Annotated in this window: 16 protein-coding genes and 1 riboswitch; of the genes, 12 read left to right on the plus strand and 4 right to left on the minus strand. The window is 64.2% G+C overall.

The genetic code is table 11. The annotated features are described in order from the left end of the window. Window positions 1-245 precede the first annotated feature (245 nt). The 12 genes from ACODSD_RS08765 (at window position 246) to speB (ending at window position 12509) form a co-directional block, all read left to right on the plus strand. On the plus strand, window positions 246-767 hold the full coding sequence (locus ACODSD_RS08765; RefSeq protein ID WP_255701165.1) for a GspH/FimT family pseudopilin: 522 nt from the start codon (window positions 246-248) through the stop codon (window positions 765-767). A gap of 1 nt (window position 768) precedes the next feature. After that, window positions 769-1338, plus strand: coding sequence for a type IV pilus modification protein PilV (gene pilV, locus ACODSD_RS08770; protein ID WP_488877192.1), 570 nt, complete (start codon window positions 769-771; stop codon window positions 1336-1338). After that, window positions 1335-2096, plus strand: a complete 762-nt coding sequence (locus ACODSD_RS08775; RefSeq protein WP_486636345.1) for a PilW family protein — start codon at window positions 1335-1337, stop codon at window positions 2094-2096. The genes pilV and ACODSD_RS08775 overlap by 4 nt, the downstream gene beginning before the upstream one ends. Then, on the plus strand, window positions 2093-2500 hold the full coding sequence (locus ACODSD_RS08780) for a pilus assembly PilX family protein (RefSeq protein ID WP_486636346.1): 408 nt from the start codon (window positions 2093-2095) through the stop codon (window positions 2498-2500). The genes ACODSD_RS08775 and ACODSD_RS08780 overlap by 4 nt, the downstream gene beginning before the upstream one ends. Before the next feature lie 11 nt (window positions 2501-2511). After that, a complete protein-coding gene (locus ACODSD_RS08785) occupies window positions 2512-6885 on the plus strand; it encodes a pilus assembly protein (protein WP_488877193.1) in 4374 nt (1457 codons plus the stop codon). Between the two features lie 9 nt (window positions 6886-6894). Continuing rightward, window positions 6895-7344 (plus strand): type IV pilin protein, encoded by a 450-nt coding sequence (locus ACODSD_RS08790; RefSeq protein WP_488877194.1) that lies wholly within the window; start codon window positions 6895-6897, stop codon window positions 7342-7344. A 137-nt stretch (window positions 7345-7481) separates the two neighbouring features. Then, window positions 7482-7982: a D-glycero-beta-D-manno-heptose 1-phosphate adenylyltransferase gene (rfaE2, locus tag ACODSD_RS08795; RefSeq protein ID WP_107801147.1), complete on the plus strand. Its 501-nt coding sequence runs from the start codon at window positions 7482-7484 to the stop codon at window positions 7980-7982. Further along, on the plus strand, window positions 7979-8944 hold the full coding sequence (locus tag ACODSD_RS08800; protein ID WP_227106353.1) for a biotin--[acetyl-CoA-carboxylase] ligase: 966 nt from the start codon (window positions 7979-7981) through the stop codon (window positions 8942-8944). The genes rfaE2 and ACODSD_RS08800 overlap by 4 nt, the downstream gene beginning before the upstream one ends. Continuing rightward, window positions 8941-9657, plus strand: a complete 717-nt coding sequence (locus tag ACODSD_RS08805) for a type III pantothenate kinase (RefSeq protein ID WP_488877195.1) — start codon at window positions 8941-8943, stop codon at window positions 9655-9657. The genes ACODSD_RS08800 and ACODSD_RS08805 overlap by 4 nt, the downstream gene beginning before the upstream one ends. Then, a complete protein-coding gene (locus ACODSD_RS08810) occupies window positions 9654-10469 on the plus strand; it encodes an SPOR domain-containing protein (protein ID WP_488877196.1) in 816 nt (271 codons plus the stop codon). Before ACODSD_RS08805 ends, ACODSD_RS08810 begins: the two co-directional genes overlap by 4 nt. 144 nt (window positions 10470-10613) lie before the next feature. Then, window positions 10614-11393, plus strand: a complete 780-nt coding sequence (locus ACODSD_RS08815; RefSeq protein ID WP_107801143.1) for a YoaK family protein — start codon at window positions 10614-10616, stop codon at window positions 11391-11393. A gap of 150 nt (window positions 11394-11543) precedes the next feature. Further along, a complete protein-coding gene (speB, locus tag ACODSD_RS08820; RefSeq protein WP_227106359.1) occupies window positions 11544-12509 on the plus strand; it encodes an agmatinase in 966 nt (321 codons plus the stop codon). 31 nt (window positions 12510-12540) lie between these two features. Here the strand turns inward: speB and ACODSD_RS08825 are convergent, their stop codons facing one another. From ACODSD_RS08825 to cobT, 4 genes are all read right to left on the minus strand, one after another. Continuing rightward, the gene (locus ACODSD_RS08825; RefSeq protein WP_488877197.1) at window positions 12541-13017 is read right to left on the minus strand and encodes a GNAT family N-acetyltransferase; all 477 of its coding nucleotides are present in this window, start codon (window positions 13015-13017) and stop codon (window positions 12541-12543) included. 89 nt (window positions 13018-13106) lie between these two features. Next, entirely contained in the window at window positions 13107-13835 is a 729-nt protein-coding gene (gene cobS, locus ACODSD_RS08830; protein ID WP_486636348.1) for an adenosylcobinamide-GDP ribazoletransferase, read from the minus strand. Then, complete coding sequence (locus tag ACODSD_RS08835) at window positions 13823-14425, minus strand: histidine phosphatase family protein (RefSeq protein ID WP_107801139.1); 603 nt, start codon at window positions 14423-14425, stop codon at window positions 13823-13825. The genes cobS and ACODSD_RS08835 overlap by 13 nt, the downstream gene beginning before the upstream one ends. Further along, complete coding sequence (cobT, locus tag ACODSD_RS08840) at window positions 14422-15465, minus strand: nicotinate-nucleotide--dimethylbenzimidazole phosphoribosyltransferase (RefSeq protein ID WP_235085084.1); 1044 nt, start codon at window positions 15463-15465, stop codon at window positions 14422-14424. Before cobT ends, ACODSD_RS08835 begins: the two co-directional genes overlap by 4 nt. Before the next feature lie 149 nt (window positions 15466-15614). Next, window positions 15615-15859, plus strand: a riboswitch (cobalamin riboswitch). Window positions 15860-15950 lie beyond the last annotated feature (91 nt).

Here is a 15950-nt window from a genome sequence, read left to right on the forward strand (position 1 = left end):
GCGCCGATGATAGTGTGGCATTCGCCATGTGAAAGTAGGACACCGCCAGACGCCCCATTGCAAAGCCCAGCTCACACGAGCTGGGCTTTATGCATTGCATCGCCGTCTGGTGGACGATCCCTTTCCCGTTTCTGCTCCTTGTCTTTCCCTTCTGTCTTGATTTAGTTGCCGCTTGTCCAGCCAGGCTTGCCTGCGTTCGCTTCTCTATACAATCCTGAAAAAACAGCTTAAGCAATGGGAATGGAATGGGCCGGCGAACGACGTTGGGTGGTTTCACCATGGTTGAGCTATTGGTGACCATTGCGGTGGTGGGGATTGGCCTGGCATTGGCGGTGCCGGCGTTTAACCAATTCATCGACACCAATCGTTACCAGGCGTTGTCGCGCGCCTTGGTGGCGGACATGACCAATGCCCGCGCCGAAGCGATTCGCCGCGGCGTGCCGGTGGGCGTGTGCGCGTCGACCGATGGCAGCAGCTGTTCCAATGCGGCCAGCAATTGGTCGGTGGGCTGGCTGGTTTTCGCCGATCTCGATGGCAGCGGCGCGCCTTCCAGCAGCGAAATCCTGTCGGTGCATAACCCTGGCGGCGCCGCTGTCGCTTCGAGCACGGTGGCCGGTTTTCGTTTTGCGCCCAGCGGCGAGGCGAGGGGAGCGACGGCCAGCGGCACGCGCCTAACCACCACGCTGCAGATTCAGTTTCGTAGCCAGACCACTACGGCCAGCAGTACGGTGCAGGTGGCGCCGTACGGCTTGATCAGCGGGAATTGATATGCGCGCACGGATAAGAGCGGAGGCTGGGTTCTCCTTGCTGGAGGTGCTGATCTCAGTGCTGGTGGTGGCCCTGGGCATGCTGGCCATGGCCGGCATGCAGCTGAAATCCATCCGCGATTCGCATGATGCTTATATGCGCAGCCTGGCCTCGGAACTGGCGGTGGAGGCGGCGGAGCGGGTGAGGGCGGCGACCGGCGATCAGGTTTACGCCCTGAATACCGCCAGCAATCAGATGGATTTGAATGGCGCGCTGGGGTGCTACGCCTCCGGGGTGGCGACGTCGGATTGTACCGCCAACAGTTCCGCCACGCAGACCATGGCGACGACAGACACTTCTTACTTTTCATCCACGGCCAATAGTTTGCTGGGCTCGGGCTCGGTGCAGGTTCTGCTGAAAAAGGCGGACGGCAGTTCCGCGGCTACCTTGAGCGCGTGTAGCTACAGCCTGGCAGGGGCTTCCGGCACGGGTACGGCTTGTCAGGTTTCGGTCAGCGTCAGCTGGCAGGAAAAAGCGGCGAGCGGCACCACTCCCATGCAAACCCAGACCTTCGAGTACCGATTCCGATGAAAACCTTGGCGATGCGCAGCCGCCGTGAAGGCGGCATGACCTTGATCGAGCTGATGGTGGCGTTGACACTGGGCTTGATGGTGGTGCTGCTGGTCGGCCAGGTGTTCTATTCCAATAAGACCGTGTTTCGCAGCCAGGCGGCGCAGGCCGAGGTGCAGGAGAAAGGCCGTTTCGCCCTCCGCTGGATATCGGAGCAAGTGCGTCAGGCCGGCTATGTGGACACCACCAAGCTGGCCAATGGCCTGGCCGTCAATTTCCCCGCCAGCGGTACCACATTCACGAGCGCGGGAACGGTGTTGCTGGAGGCGAGCGGCACTTTGAACTACCGCTTTTACGGAAATAACGATAATCAGATCATAGATTGCCAGGGCAGTCCGGTGGCCAGCGCGTCGACGGCTTATAATTTCGCAATTGCCCGTACCGCCAGCGATGTGATGACCTGCACCACGGCGGGCAGCACCAGCACGGTGTTGAGCGGGGTGAAGCAATTGGTGCTGACGTATGGGGTGGATAGCAGCACGACGCCGGATAATATTCCAGAGAGTTATGCGGCGGCGGCAGCGGTTGCAGACTGGACCAAAGTGCATGTGGTGAGGGTCTGCATCCTGGTGGAGTCGGACACTCAGTACACCGCGCCCAGCGGCTACTCCGTGACCGACTGCAATGGCAGCGCCTATCCGGCGGCCGGGGTGTCCAATAGCGGCAAGCTGGCGCGTACCTTCCGGACCTCCATCTTCTTGCGGAACAATCTGTCATGACGGCCAAGGCGCAACAACAGGGGTTTTCATTACTGGTGGCCCTGATCTTCCTGACCGTGCTGGCGATGCTCGGTTTCGGGGCGGTGCGTTCGGCGCTGATGGAAGAAAAACTGGGCGGCAACAATCGCGAACGGGCCATCGCCTTCATGGCGGCAGAAGTGGCGATGCGTCAGGCCGAGACTTATATCGCCACGGCCGACAATCTGCCGGCAAGCGGCACCATGGCGAGCGGCACTGTCGCCGTGCCCAATTCGGCCGCGTCCGCCACCTATACCATTAGCTATGTCAGCACCAACGGGGGGCGCGATTACTACCGCCTGCTGGCGACGGGCTACGGCGGTCGCAAGACCCTGTTGAACACAACCCAGACGCAATTGGAGTCCGTTGTCTGGGTGGAGCAGTAAGGAGACGGAAGATGGCGCGCATCTTGATGCAAGGTTGCTTGAGTCTGATCTTGGCCCTGACCCAGGGGAGCCTGGCCTGGGCGTTGACCATTCCGACCCAGCCCTTATTGCAAAACACTTTGCAAGTGAACCCGATCAATCTGCTGGTGATGGGCAAGAGCCATAATCTGTTTGTCGCAGCTTACAACGACTATACGGATCTGGACGGTGTCGGGATGCCGGATATCGGCTACAAGCCCAAGTCCATCGACTATTACGGCTATTTCGACTCCTTCAAGTGTTACACCTATAGCTCGTCCAGCAGCGCTTTCATTCCCTATGCGACGACCAGCGACAAAACCTGCGACGGCTCGCACTGGAGCGGGGACTTCCTCAACTACGTCACCATGTCGCGCATCGACGTGCTGCGCAAATCGCTGTATGGCGGCAAGCGGGCCAGCGCTTCGCCCGCGACGCTGATCCGCTCCAACATCCCGCTGGACGCCCATGTCTGGGGCAAGTCTTTCGGCAGCGTCATTTCCACCAGCCCCACGGTGTCCTTGGCCTCCTACGTCGATACCACGCTAGGCGTGTCCAAGTATGAAAACGGCGCCGGCACTTCCACAAGCACCATCGCCAGCATGCTGTCGGCGGGCCGCAACATCGTCATGGTGAACATGGATAGCGGCACCTATCCGGGTACGCCGGTGCTGCGGATCGCGGCGATGGATCCCACCAAGAACGTGATGACGGACTGGGTCAGCACCGAGAGCAACGGCAAGCTGTCTCAGAACTTCACCGCCTTGACCATGCAAGTGCGGGTGTGCGTGGCGGGCTTGCTGGAGAGCAATTGCAATCAGTACGGCAGCAATTACCTGCCCACCGGTCTGCTGCACAAATACGGCATCAGCAGCAATATGGAGTTTGGCTTGCTGACCGGCTCGTATGACTCGCCGCAGTTGGGTGGGGTGCTGCGCGATGCCATTGGCAAGTTCGGCGACGAATTGAACAGCGACGGTACTTTTAAGGCTGGGGGTACGGCCGATACGATCGACCGCCTCAGGATCAATAAGCCCAGCTCCAGTTACGACACCTCCACCAGCGGCAGCGGCAACTGGGGCAACCCGGTGGCCACCATGTATTACGAGGGCCTGCGTTATCTGGCGGGCAAGAGCGGGCCCAAATTCATCACCGGCACCACCTCGATCGATACCAGTACTTTGGGCCTGCCCAAGATCACCAGCTGGACCAACCCCTATAACGGCAGGGCCTGGTGCACCAAGCCCTTTGTCACTGTGATCAGCGAGGCTTTGACCTCTTACGACAGTCAGATGCCGGGCTCGCCCTGGGGCTTCTCCTACAGCAACGATTTGAGCGGGATGAACGTCAGCCAGTTGGGCAACACCTTGTGGGGCTACCAGTTTGGCAGCGGTAGTAAGAACGTGATGATAGGAGAGGTGTCCGGCGGCACCTCCGACGGTTTGCCGACCAGCAAGCCCGCCTCCAATTTCGATGTCCGCGGCTTGTCGCCGGAGGAGCCGACGCGGCAGGGCAGCTTTTACGCGGCGATGGCCGCTTATTATGCGCGCACCAATATCCTGGTGACGCCGACCAGTCCGCCCAGCGGCGCCACCTTGGCGCCGGTGCGCACTTTCGCGGTGGGGCTGTCTTCGCCCCTGCCCAAGATCACCGTGCCCTTGACCGGCGGTTCGGTGACGCTGGTGCCTTTCGGCAAGGTGGTGATTGGCGCAAGCAATACCTTGACCATTACCAACTTCTTCCTGACCAGCGCGGCCAGCGACGGCAGTTCCTATTCCTTTCAGGTGAACTTCGACGATAGCGAGTTCGGCAGCGACTACGACCTGGATGCTATCGCGACTTATCAGATCAGCAAGGTGGGCAGCAATCAGGTGCAGGTGACGGTCAACTCCACCTATGCGGCCAGCGGCTACGCAAACCATCTGGGTTTCATCATCTCCGGCGTGCAACCCTTGGCCGGGGCCTCCACCGAGAACAAGGCCGGCGCCTACCTGGTGGTGCGTGAGAACGAGTCAAGCAGCGCTACTCAGTGCATAGGCACCAGCAGCGGGCAGTCAGGCTATAACCCGCTGAATTACGGCCTCAGCAGCGGCTCTTGCCGTGTGCTGCCCTTGACCTTTACCGCCACCTTCACGCTGGATCCGACCAAGGGCTCGACTACGCTGTTCGAGAGCCCGTTGTGGTATATGGCCAAGTACGGCGGTTTCACCGACAACAAGACCAATCCCAGCAGCCCCAACTCCTTTGACCCGAACAATGTCTGGCAATGGGACGCGGACGGCGACGGCAACCCCGACAATTACTCGCTGGTCAGCAACCCGTCCAAACTGAACGCCCAGCTGGATCAGGCCTTCCAGAACATCAGCAATCAGAACGGGTCAGGTTCGGCCGGGGTGGGCAGCAAGTCCACGATCAGCGGCGATACTTATTACTATGAAGCCTCGGTCAACAGCGCGGACTGGTCCGGGGACTTGAGCGCCCGCAAGATTCTGGTCAGCGGCACCAGCCTGTCCCTGAGCAATCCCCTGTGGAACGCCAAGCTGAAGGTGAACAGCGACACCGGCCGCCAGATCATCACTTCCAGCGGCGGCATCGGCGGCGGGCAAGCCTTCCAGTGGTCCAGCCTGAACACCGTGCAGCAGCAGGCTCTGCGGGCTTCCTCGTCCGAGCTCAGCTCAGTGACGCAAAGCCGGCTGACTTATCTGCGCGGCAGCCCGGCGAACGAGGGCTACGGCAGCACGCAGTTCCGGCCGCGGCCTGCCACCAAGCTGGGAGACATCGTCAACTCCTCGCCGGCTTACATCCCGGCACCGGCGAACGGCTCCAGCGATCCGAACTACAGCAGCACCAGCTACCAGTCCTTCGTGACGAGCAAGGGCAGCCGTTCCTCCATGGTGTACGTGGGCGCCAACGACGGCATGCTGCATGGCTTTCAGGCTACCACCGGCGCAGAACTGCTGGCCTACATCCCCTCGCCGGTGTTCGGCAACCTGAACCTGCTGGCCAGCAACTCCTATACCCATAACTTCTATGTCGACTCGACCCCGGTTGCCGTCGACGCCCAGATTGGCAGCACCTGGGGCAGCTATCTGGCCGGCGGCCTGGGCGCGGGCGGTAAGGGCTTGTATCTGCTGGATATCACCAATCCGGACGCCTTCAGCGAAAGCAGCGCCGCCTCCATCGCCAAATGGGAGTTCAACGCCACCAACGATCTGGACATGGGCTATGTGTTCGGCGCGCCGCAGATCATCAAACTCAATGACAACAAGTGGTATGTGGTCAGCCACAACGGCTACAACAGCACCAACGGCGACGCCGCCCTGCTGATTCTGTCGCTGGATTCCAGCGTCAGCTGGGTCCTGAACAGCAATTACTACAAGCTGTCCACCTTGTCCGGCACCGCGGTGTCGCCTAACGGCCTCTCCACCATCGAGCCGGTGGATCTGGACGGCAACGGCACGATAGACGTGGTCTACGCCGGGGATCTGAAGGGCAATATGTGGAAGTTCGACCTCAGTTCCAGCACGCCGTCCAATTGGAAGGTGGCCTTGAACCGCGTGCCCTTGTTCAGCGCCAAAGACAGCAGCGGTGTGGCCCAGCCCATCGTGCTGGCGCCGGTGACCGCGCCCATGCCAGTCAGCAACGGCGCCACTTCGGCGAGCAACACCAACCGGATGGTGATGTTCGGCACCGGCAAATACATAGAAAGCTGCGACAAGACCAGTAGTTGCACGCCGGAATCCAACAGCCACAGCGTATACGGCATTTGGGATTGGGGCGCGCCGGTCTGCGATCGCCGTCTGTTGTTGCAACAAACCCTGTCCACCAATGTGATCAGCGGCACCACTTACCGGCAGGCCACCAATACCTCGATCAGCTGGAAAGACTACACGCTGGCCAGTGCGACGGCGAACCAGAGCTGCTCGACGCAGTACGGCTCGATCAGCTCCACCGCCGGCAAGCTGGGCTGGTACGAGGATTTGAACATTAGCGGCGAGCGGGTGGTGGGGATGCTGAACTATTATTCGAAGACGCTGGAATATCAGACCTATATCCCTTCTTCGGACAACAGCGATATTTGCACGCCCAAGGACGCCGCCTATATTCTGCGGGTGCAGTACGACAACGGCGGCGCCGGGATCAAGCCCAAGCTGGCGGACACCGTGGCGCAGACGACGGATTCCTCCGGCAACTACAAGCCCATTATCGGCAAGCAGATGGGCGGCTCGTTGGGCACCACCGATTTTGTTCTGAGCGGCAAGGTCTACTCGCTGTCCAGCAGCACCACGGGCAGCACCTCGATCACGGGCTGGAACCTGGGGCGCAGCTGGAAGCGCGTCACCTGGCGCGAACTGACCAATAACTGAGGATGGGGAATGGGATATCGCAGCAAAGCGGCGAGGCGAGTCAATCGAGGCTTCACCTTGATAGAGCTGATTATCGTGGTGGCCATTGTCGGCATTTTGGTCAGCATCGCCTTGCCGTCGTACACCAACTACGTGCAACGCACCTATCGGGCTGAAGTGCAGACCGAGCTGCAAGCCATCGCCCAGGCGCAGGAAAAATACTTCACGCTGAATAATGTTTATGCGTCCTCGCTGACCGCGCTGAGCTACGCCTCCTCCAGCATTAGCAGCCAGGACAGCCGCTACACCATCACCATGGGCGATCTGAGCGCCTCCGCCACATTGGCCAACGGCCAGGGCTATACCTTGCAGGCGGCCCCGGCCGGCGGGCAAGTGGGAGAGAGCTGCGGCACGCTGAGCCTCAATAGCCTGGGCAGCAAGAGCGCTGCCAGCGGCACCGTCAGCAATTGCTGGCGCTGAGGGCGAAACGAGACAGCCGCGGATCGGAGTCCGCGGCTTGGCTAGCGGCAGCGGTGGGGGGCTGTGGTATCCTTCGCAACTTGATGTCCATGGGGGCGTGGCCGCCCATGGACGATTGCCGAGTTTGAAGGAAGCCGATGTCCTACCCGACACCTTTGTTCGAAAATAAAGTCTGCACTCAGGAACAGCTGGCGGACAAGCTGGCGGCCTTGCCGCGCCCCATCGTCTTCACCAATGGCTGCTTCGATATCCTGCACCGCGGGCATGTGACCTATCTCGCGCAGGCGCGCGCCTTGGGCGCCAGCCTGGTGCTGGGTTTGAACACCGACGCCTCGGTGCGCCGCCTGGGCAAGGGCGACGACCGGCCCATCAATCATCAGGACAACCGCGCGGCGGTATTGGCCGCCTTGGAAAGCGTCAGCCTGGTGATCTGTTTCGACGAAGACACCCCGGCGCAGCTGATAGAGCAGGTGCGTCCCGATGTGCTGGTCAAGGGCGGTGACTGGACGCCGGACAAGATCGTCGGCAGCGCCGAGACGCTGGCGCGCGGCGGCCAGGTGCACTCCATTCCCTTCCTGTTCGACACCTCCACCACCTCCACCTTGAATAAAATTCGGGCCAGCGAGGCCGGCCGGTGAGCGAACACGCTTTCGCGGTGCTGCGCCGTCTCGCCGACGGCCGTTTCCATTCCGGCGAAGACATCGCCGGCGAACTGGGCTGTTCCCGCACCCTGGTCTGGCAGGCGGTGCACGCCATCCAGCAAGACCTGGGCGTCACCGTATTCAGCGTGCGCGGTCAGGGCTATCGCTTGGAAGCGCCGTTTGAATGGCTGGACGTGTCGGCCATCCGCGACGGCCTGAGCGAGGCGGCGGCGGATACCTTCACGCTGGCGGTGGCGGAGCGCACCGACTCCACCAATTCCCAGCTGCTGGCGCGCGCCGCCAGTGGCGGCCTGCACGGCCTGGTGTTGGCGACGGAGCTGCAAACCGCCGGCCGCGGGCGCTTGGGGCGGCGCTGGCAGGCGCGGCTGGGCTCGGGCCTGACGTTCTCCCTGCTGTGGCGCTTCGACCGCGGCCTGTCCCAATTGGCCGGCCTGTCCCTGGCGGTAGGGGTGGCCTTGGCGCGGACGCTGCGGCGGCTGGGCGCGCCGGTGGCCTTGAAGTGGCCGAACGATGTGTTGTTGAACGAGCGCAAGTTGGCCGGCATCCTGATAGAACTGTCCGGCGACGCGCTGGGCCCGACCGCGGTGGTGATCGGCATCGGCATGAATGTGGGCGAACCGGGCGAAGTGGATCAGCCGGTGGCCTGTTTGGCCGAGGCGGGCGTCAAGCTGGCGCGCAGCGCGTTGCTGGCGGAGTTGCTGAACGAACTGCACCGGGTGCTGAGCGATTTCGACCGTCATGGCTTCGTGCCCTTGCGGCAGGAGTGGATGAGCTTGTCCGCGCATCAGGACGCGCCGGTCTGCCTGAGTTTTTCCCATGGCGAGCCGGTGCAGGGCGTGGCGCGCGGCGTGGCCGAGAGCGGCGCGCTGCTGGTGGACACCGCCGACGGCGTGAAGACGTATCACGCCGGCGAGGTCAGTTTGAGGAAACTGGCATGAAGTTGTTGATCGACGCCGGTAATAGCCGGGTCAAATGGGCGGTGCATGATGGCCGTGACTGGCTGGTGCAGGGCGCGGTGGAGCACGGCGACATCGCCAGCCTGGCTGAAGTCTGGCGACAATGGCCGATCACGGCCGCCTGGGGCGCGTCGGTGGCGCGGGCGGAGGCGGCGCAAGCCTTGGAGGCGGCAACGCCCTGTCCCTTGCGATGGGTGCGGGCGGAAGCCGGTTTCGGCGATGTGCGCAACGCCTACCGCAACCCGGCCGAGCAGGGGGCCGACCGCTGGCTGGCGGTGCTGGCCGCGCGGCAACTGCACCGGGACGATGTGATCGTGGCCTGCGCCGGCACCGCGCTGACCGTGGAGGCCTTGACGGCCGAGGGTGATTATCTGGGCGGGCTGATCGTGCCCGGGCTGAAGCTGATGTTGAGCAGCCTGGCGCGCAACACCGCCAATCTGGACCGTTCCGCCGGCGTGGTGACGCCGTTCCCGCAAGGCACGGAAGACGCCTTGGCCAGCGGCGCGGTGTACGCGCTGACCGGCGCGGTGGAAACGCAGCGTCGGCAATTGCAGGCGCATACCGGACGCGCTCCGGTGCGGGTGCTGTTGACCGGCGGCGACGCGGCGCGCTTGGCGCCTTGGCTCGCCGGGCCGGTCGAGATCGTGGATAATCTGGTGTTATTGGGCTTATTAAGAGTGGCCGACGAAAAATGAAGTGGTTTCTAGCCTTGGTCGTGGTGCTGAATTTGCTGGTGGCGATGTATGGCTCGTTCAAACAGCGTCCGCCGGCGGACGTGCGGGCGCAGGAAGTGAGCCCGGAACTGGTCAAGCTGCTGCCTGCCAATTGGAAGCCGAACGCCTCCGCGCCGGCCGCGTCCGCCCCGGCGGCGGAGCCGCTGCGCGAATCCTCCGCGCCCAAAGCGGACAAGCCGGCCGCGGCCAAGCCTAAGGCCCAGGAAGCGTCCGCGCCGAAAACAGCGGCCGCCAAGGCGGAGGTCGCCAAAACGGAGACCGCCAAGCCGGAGCCCAAGGCCGAAACGGCCAAGCCGGCGGAAGCCGCCGCGGCCTGCCTGCAATGGGGACCGCTGGACGACAAGCTGCTGGCCAGGGTCAAGGGCGGCGTGCCGCAGCTCAAGCTCAAGGCCGGCCAGCTGAGCGAGGCCAGCAAGGAAGAAACCGCCGGAGGCGGGCGCTTCTGGGTCTATTATCCGCCGCTGGCCACCCAGGCGGAGACGTCGACGCTGTCGTCGGAACTGAAGGGCAAGGGCTTTGACAACTACATCGTCAAGAACGACGACTTCAAAGGCCATCTGTCGCTGGGCCTGTTCGGCAAGGAAGACGCGGCCAAGGGTCTGGCCGCGCGGCTGAAGGCGGCCGGCTACGACAAGGCGCTGGTGCAGCAGAAGGGGCAGAAGGCGAGCAAGACCACGCTCAGCTTCAAGACGCTGGACGCGCAGCAGGCCGACAAGCTCAAGGGGCTGCAAAAGCGGCTGACGCCGGGAATCGGCCTGAAATCCTGCGGATGAGACGGATAGTCTTGATCTGACCGCTTGCCAGCGCCGGCGCGGCGATGCACTATCAAGCATCGCCCCAAGCGGGCGCAGGCGCAGGTCTTCATTTCTCCGATGACGGCGGCCTCTGGCCGCCGTTGTTCATTCTGTCAGCAGGATATGTCCAGACGAAGCAACATCACCCGGCTGTTGGACCGGGGCCGTTTCAATGACCGCACCTTGCGGCATTTGGGATGGTCCATGGCCTTCATCGCCGGCGCGCTCAACGCCGGCGGCTTTCTCGCCGTGCACCGCTACACCTCGCACATGTCCGGCATCGTGTCCGGCATGGCCGACGAGTTCGCGCTGGGCGAGGTGACGCTGGGCCTGTCCTTGCTGGTGATGCTGCTGTGCTTCATCGCCGGCGCCATGCACAGTTCCTGGCTGATTCTGTGGGCGCGCCGGCAGCGTCTGCGCGGCGGTTACGGCGTGTCCATGATGGAAGAGGCCGGCCTGCTGCTGCTGTTTGGCCTGCTGGGGGCCGCGCTGTCCTTGCACAAGGGCTTTTTCACTCCGCTGACCGTGATGCTGCTCTGCTTCATCATGGGCATGCACAACACCATCGTCACCAAGCTGTCCGGCGGCCTGTTGCGCAGCACCCACATGACCGGCATCGCCACCGACATCGGCATCGAGCTGGCCAAGCTCAGCTACTACGGCCGGGAAAGCATGCCCAAGGTCAAGGACGTGCGCGCCAACCGCGTCAAGCTGCGCACCTATCTGCTGATCCTGCTGTCGTTTTTCGGCGGCGGCGTGGTGGGCGCGCTGGGCTTCAAGCATATGGGATACAGCTTCACCCTGCCGCTGGCGCTGCTCTTGTTTCTGCTGGGGCTGCGCCCGGTCTGGTACGACGTGAGGCTGCGTTTCCGGCTGTGGCGCATCCAGCTGGAAAGCCATTGATTCGATTGGCTCTTGTGCGTCCGCGCGCATCGCGGCAAACTTCGGGGTTCCGCCCCAAGGGGGGCGGCAGCCTCAAGCCGTCGGCTGTGCAAGATGGACGGTAATCGTCGGGACGCCTGAGCCCGGCGTACTCTCTCGCGGAGAGTATTCATGAGCGAAACCATTTACGGCGACGGCGCGATCCGCCGTCAGGGCCTGTACGGCTCTTCCATTGAAAACACCTATGCCGGCGTGCTGTCCTTCATGCGCCGCAACTATAGCCGAGATCTGACCGGCGCCGACGTGGTGGTGTCCGGCATTCCGCTGGACCTGTCCACCACCTTCCGCTCCGGCGCGCGGCTGGGTCCGCAGGCGATTCGCGCCGCCAGCGTGCAGCTGGCCGAGTTGAGCCCCTTCCCCTGGGGCTTCAACCCCTTCGACGATCTGGCCGTGATCGACTACGGCGATTGCTGGTTCGACGCGCATAATCCGCTGACCATCAAGCCCTCCATCATCGAGCACGCGCGCACCATCCTGGCCTCCGGCGCCAAGATGCTGACCTTCGGCGGCGACCATTTCATCACCTACCCGCTGCTGATCGCGCACGCGGAGAAATACGGCAAGCCGCTGGCGCTGCTGCATTTCGACGCGCACTGCGACACCTGGCCGGACGACGAGCCGGACAGCCTGAACCACGGCACCATGTTCTACAAGGCGGTGAAGGATGGCCTGATCGATCCGAAGAAGTCGGTGCAAGTGGGCATCCGCACCTGGAACGACGACTTCATGGGCATGAATGTGCTGGACGCGCCCTGGGTGCACGACAACGGCGTGGACGCCACCATCGCGCGCATCAAGGAAGTGATCGGCGACAGCCCGGTCTACCTGACCTTCGACATCGACTGTCTGGACCCGGCCTTCGCGCCGGGCACCGGCACCCCGGTGCCGGGCGGCCTCAGCAGCGCTCAGGCTTTGAAGATCGTCCGCAATCTGGGCGATCTGAACATCGTCGGCATGGACGTGGTGGAAGTAGCGCCCGCGTACGACAATAGCGAGGTGACCGCCCTCGCCGCCGCGCATCTGGCCTGTGACATGCTGTGCCTGATGCGCAATAAGAAGCTGGCCGGCACGCTTTAAATCGTTGACGCATGCAAGAACGCCGCTCTCATCAAGCGGCGTTTTTATTTGCGCGGAACCAGGACCAGGCGCGCGCCGGCTGCGCCGCCGGCTGCGCCGCCGGCTCGCGCCGCAGCTCCATATAGCGTTCGCCGTCGCGCAGTTCGGCAAAGCCCAGCCGGCGGTAGAACGGGCGCGCGTCGCGGGACACCAGCAGAAAGCGCCGCAGCTGCTGCAGCTCGGGGTGGGCCAGCGCCGCCTCCATCAAGGCGCGGCCGACGCCGAGGCGACGGGCCTCGGCCAGCACGAACACATCGGACAAATAGGCGAAGCTGGCGTAGTCGGTGACGATGCGGGCAAAGCCCAGTTGCCGTTGTCCGCGGTAGGCGCCGAACACCAGCGAGTGCGCTATGGCCTTGTCCAGCTGCTCCGGCGTCAGGCCTTGCGCCCAATGGGTTTGAGACAGGAAGCGCTGAATCATGTCGCGGTCCAGCCGGCCGCGCTCGCAGCTGATCTCCAGATGGGCCATGGCGGCTCCGTGCGATGACGACGCCGCCAGTATCCGCGCTCGGCATCACCGCCGGATGACGGGGAGATGGCGGTATCGTTGCAGCGTTGCTAGAGCGCCGGCCAGCGGACCGCCAAAAGCAGCAAGAGGCCGATTTCGCACAACTCAATGCCCGCGCCCAGGCAGTCCCCGGTCATGCCGCCCAGCTTGCGCAGCAGGAAGCGCCGCCAGGCCAGCGCCGCCAAAGGCGCCAGCAGCAATGCCGGGGCCAGCCAGGCCGACAACACCGCCAGCAGCGCCGCGTTGACCGCCAGGCTGGGGCCGTGCCGCCGCCAGGCGAAGCGCTCGCCGCTGCCGGGCGCGATCGCCGGCAGGCTGGCCGACCAGTACACCGCGAAACAGCGGCACCAGGCGGGGATCAGCAGCAGGCCCCAGGGCGGCGCCGGCTGTTTGGCCAGCAACATCAGCAAGACCAGCTTGGCGACGATGGCCAGGATCAGCGCCAGCGCGCCGAAGCTGCCGACGTGAGGATCTTTCAGCACCTCGAAGAAACGTTCGCGCGAACGGTGGGCGGCGCCCAGCGCGTCGGCGAGATCGCCCAAGCCGTCCAGATGCAGGCCGCCGGTGACCCAGGTCCACATCAAGAGCGCCAGCAGCGCCGCCAGCCAAGGATCGCTCAGGCGGCCCAGGGTCAGCGCCGCCAGCAATAGCGCGCCGACGATCAAGCCCACCGCGGCGAACCAGCGAGCGCTGTCGGCCAACCACTCGGGCTTGAACTCGCGCAGCTGCGGCGTGGGCAGGCGGGTCAGGAACTGCAGCGCCAGAATCAGTCCGCGCACGGTGCTTCCAGCCGCATCAAATAGGCCGGGTGCCCGTCCAGGATGGATAATTGGGCAAAGCCGCCGCGCTGCACCGTCATCAGCTTGGCCACCGCAAAATCGGCGCCCAGCAACTCCGCCAGCAAGGTGGTGATGACGCCGCCGTGGGTGACCAGCACGCGGTGGCTGCCGCTGGCCGTGGTCATCCACTCGGACAGGCCGGCCAGCACTCGGGTGCGGAAGCCATCGTAAGCTTCGCCGCCCGGCGGCGTCAGCTCCCCGGCCGCCAGTTTGGCGCGCCAGTCCGGATAGCGCTGCGCCAGCACCTGCACGTCCATGCCGTCCCAGTCGCCAAAGTCCATTTCCGCGAAGCGCGGGTCCACTTTCAGCGTCAGCGAGCCGTGCAGAGCGTGCTGGACCGCGAACTCGCGGCAACGCTGCAAAGGCGAGCTGGCCATCGCCGTCACCGGCGCCAGCGCGCAAATGCGCTGCCAGCTTTGCGCCATCTGAATGTGTCCGGTGGCGTTCAGCGGCAGATCGCAACTGCCGATCAAGCGGCCCTCATGATCGATTTCGCCGTGACGCAACAGGGTCAGGGTATAGGGGTTCATTCCGCTTTTCCGGTGATGCCCGCCTCGGCGAAGGTGGCCATCTCGTTGTGCAGGCGGATGGCCATTTGCAGCAAGGGCACGCACAAGGCAGCGCCGGATCCCTCGCCCAGATGCATGCCCAGGTCCAGCACCGGCTCCAGCTTCAGCGCGTGCAGCGCCAGCAGGTGGCCGGTTTCTTCCGAGCGGTGGCTGGCCAGCAGCCAATCTCCCGCGCGCGGCTCCAGCGCCAGCGCGCAGAGCGCGGCGGCGCTGGAAATGAAGCCGTCCACCAGCGCCGGCGCGCCTTGCGCGGCGCTTTCCAGATAGAAGCCGGCCATGGCGGCGATTTCCAGGCCGCCCAGCTCGGCCAGGATGTCCAACGCGGACAAATCGCGCTCGGCGACGCGGGCCAGCGCGGTGCGCACCACTTGGCGCTTGGTGTCCAGGCCGGCCTCGTCCAGGCCGGTACCGCGGCCGACGATGCGCTCCGGCGGCAAGTCCGCCAGCCGGCAGATCAGCGCGGCGGACGCGGTGGTGTTGCCGATGCCCATGTCGCCGGCGATCAGCAAATTGGCGCCGCCGTCCAGCGCGCGGCGCGCGGCCAGGCGGCCCACTTCCAGCGCGGCCTCCGCCTGTGCCGGCGTCATTGCGGCCTCCCTGGCCAGATTGCCGGTGCCGGCCCGCACTTTGGCGTGGACGATGGGCAGCGCGGAGACGTCGCTGAGCACGCCGGCGTCCACCACCTCCAGCCTGGCATCCAGGCTTTGCGCCAACACGCAGATGGCCGCGCCGCCATTGGCGAAATTGCGCACCATTTCGCCGGTCACCACCGAGGGATAGGCGGACACGCCTTCCGCCGTCACGCCGTGATCGCCGGCGAATACCGTGATCGCCGGCCGCAGCGCGTCCGGGCAGACCTTGCCCTGCCAGGCGGCGAAGCGGCAGGCCAGCTCTTCCAGCCTGCCCAGGCTGCCCGCCGGCTTGGTGAGTGTGGCCTGGCGGGCGCGGGCGGCCTGGTAGGCGGCGAAATCGGGTGAGCGAAAGGTATCGATGAATGTCATGAGATGGCCAACTCCAGCCTGGATGAGAGAGTGATTCAGCGGCGACTTTAAGCGATAGCCCGCCACCGGGGCAACCCGCAGCCGGTGGACGATTTGATCCTAACTAAACATATTTCTTTTGGCGCCATCCCGTCGGGATGCTCTCCGGTATAATCCGGAACCTAGCAGGTGTCCGCGGCTCAAGCGCCGCGGATGAAACGGGAAGCCGGTGCAAGACCGGCGCTGCCCCCGCAACGGTAAGGCCTGGCGTGTGAAGAGGTTCAACCGAGTCGCGCTCGACGCGCGAGACGTTGAACCTCAACGCCCAGGCGATGCAAGGGCCACTGTCCATCGGATGGGAAGGCGCATCGCCGCAAGGCCGAGCCCGGAGACCGGCCTGCTGGCATGCGCGATCATGGAAACCACACTCGCGCCCGCCCAATGGCCGCCCGGAAGGCGGCCGCACTGGAGTATCGCGGGGAGGCGATCCGACAGACGGCCCGGCG

This window comes from Chromobacterium sp. FG22 (assembly GCF_057809415.1).

Bases quoted from the DNA above. Each gene is read 5' to 3' on its own strand.
- ACODSD_RS08765 (WP_255701165.1), top strand. From the start codon at position 246: ATGGGCCGGCGAACGACGTTGGGTGGTTTCACCATGGTTGAGCTATTG.
- pilV (WP_488877192.1), top strand. From the start codon at position 769: ATGCGCGCACGGATAAGAGCGGAGGCTGGGTTCTCCTTGCTGGAGGTG.
- ACODSD_RS08775 (WP_486636345.1), top strand. From the start codon at position 1,335: ATGAAAACCTTGGCGATGCGCAGCCGCCGTGAAGGCGGCATGACCTTG.
- ACODSD_RS08780 (WP_486636346.1), top strand. From the start codon at position 2,093: ATGACGGCCAAGGCGCAACAACAGGGGTTTTCATTACTGGTGGCCCTG.
- ACODSD_RS08785 (WP_488877193.1), top strand. From the start codon at position 2,512: ATGGCGCGCATCTTGATGCAAGGTTGCTTGAGTCTGATCTTGGCCCTG.
- ACODSD_RS08790 (WP_488877194.1), top strand. From the start codon at position 6,895: ATGGGATATCGCAGCAAAGCGGCGAGGCGAGTCAATCGAGGCTTCACC.
- rfaE2 (WP_107801147.1), top strand. From the start codon at position 7,482: ATGTCCTACCCGACACCTTTGTTCGAAAATAAAGTCTGCACTCAGGAA.
- ACODSD_RS08805 (WP_488877195.1), top strand. From the start codon at position 8,941: ATGAAGTTGTTGATCGACGCCGGTAATAGCCGGGTCAAATGGGCGGTG.
- ACODSD_RS08810 (WP_488877196.1), top strand. From the start codon at position 9,654: ATGAAGTGGTTTCTAGCCTTGGTCGTGGTGCTGAATTTGCTGGTGGCG.
- ACODSD_RS08815 (WP_107801143.1), top strand. From the start codon at position 10,614: ATGTCCAGACGAAGCAACATCACCCGGCTGTTGGACCGGGGCCGTTTC.
- speB (WP_227106359.1), top strand. From the start codon at position 11,544: ATGAGCGAAACCATTTACGGCGACGGCGCGATCCGCCGTCAGGGCCTG.
- ACODSD_RS08825 (WP_488877197.1), bottom strand. From the start codon at position 13,017: ATGGCCCATCTGGAGATCAGCTGCGAGCGCGGCCGGCTGGACCGCGAC.
- ACODSD_RS08835 (WP_107801139.1), bottom strand. From the start codon at position 14,425: ATGAACCCCTATACCCTGACCCTGTTGCGTCACGGCGAAATCGATCAT.
- cobT (WP_235085084.1), bottom strand. From the start codon at position 15,465: ATGACATTCATCGATACCTTTCGCTCACCCGATTTCGCCGCCTACCAG.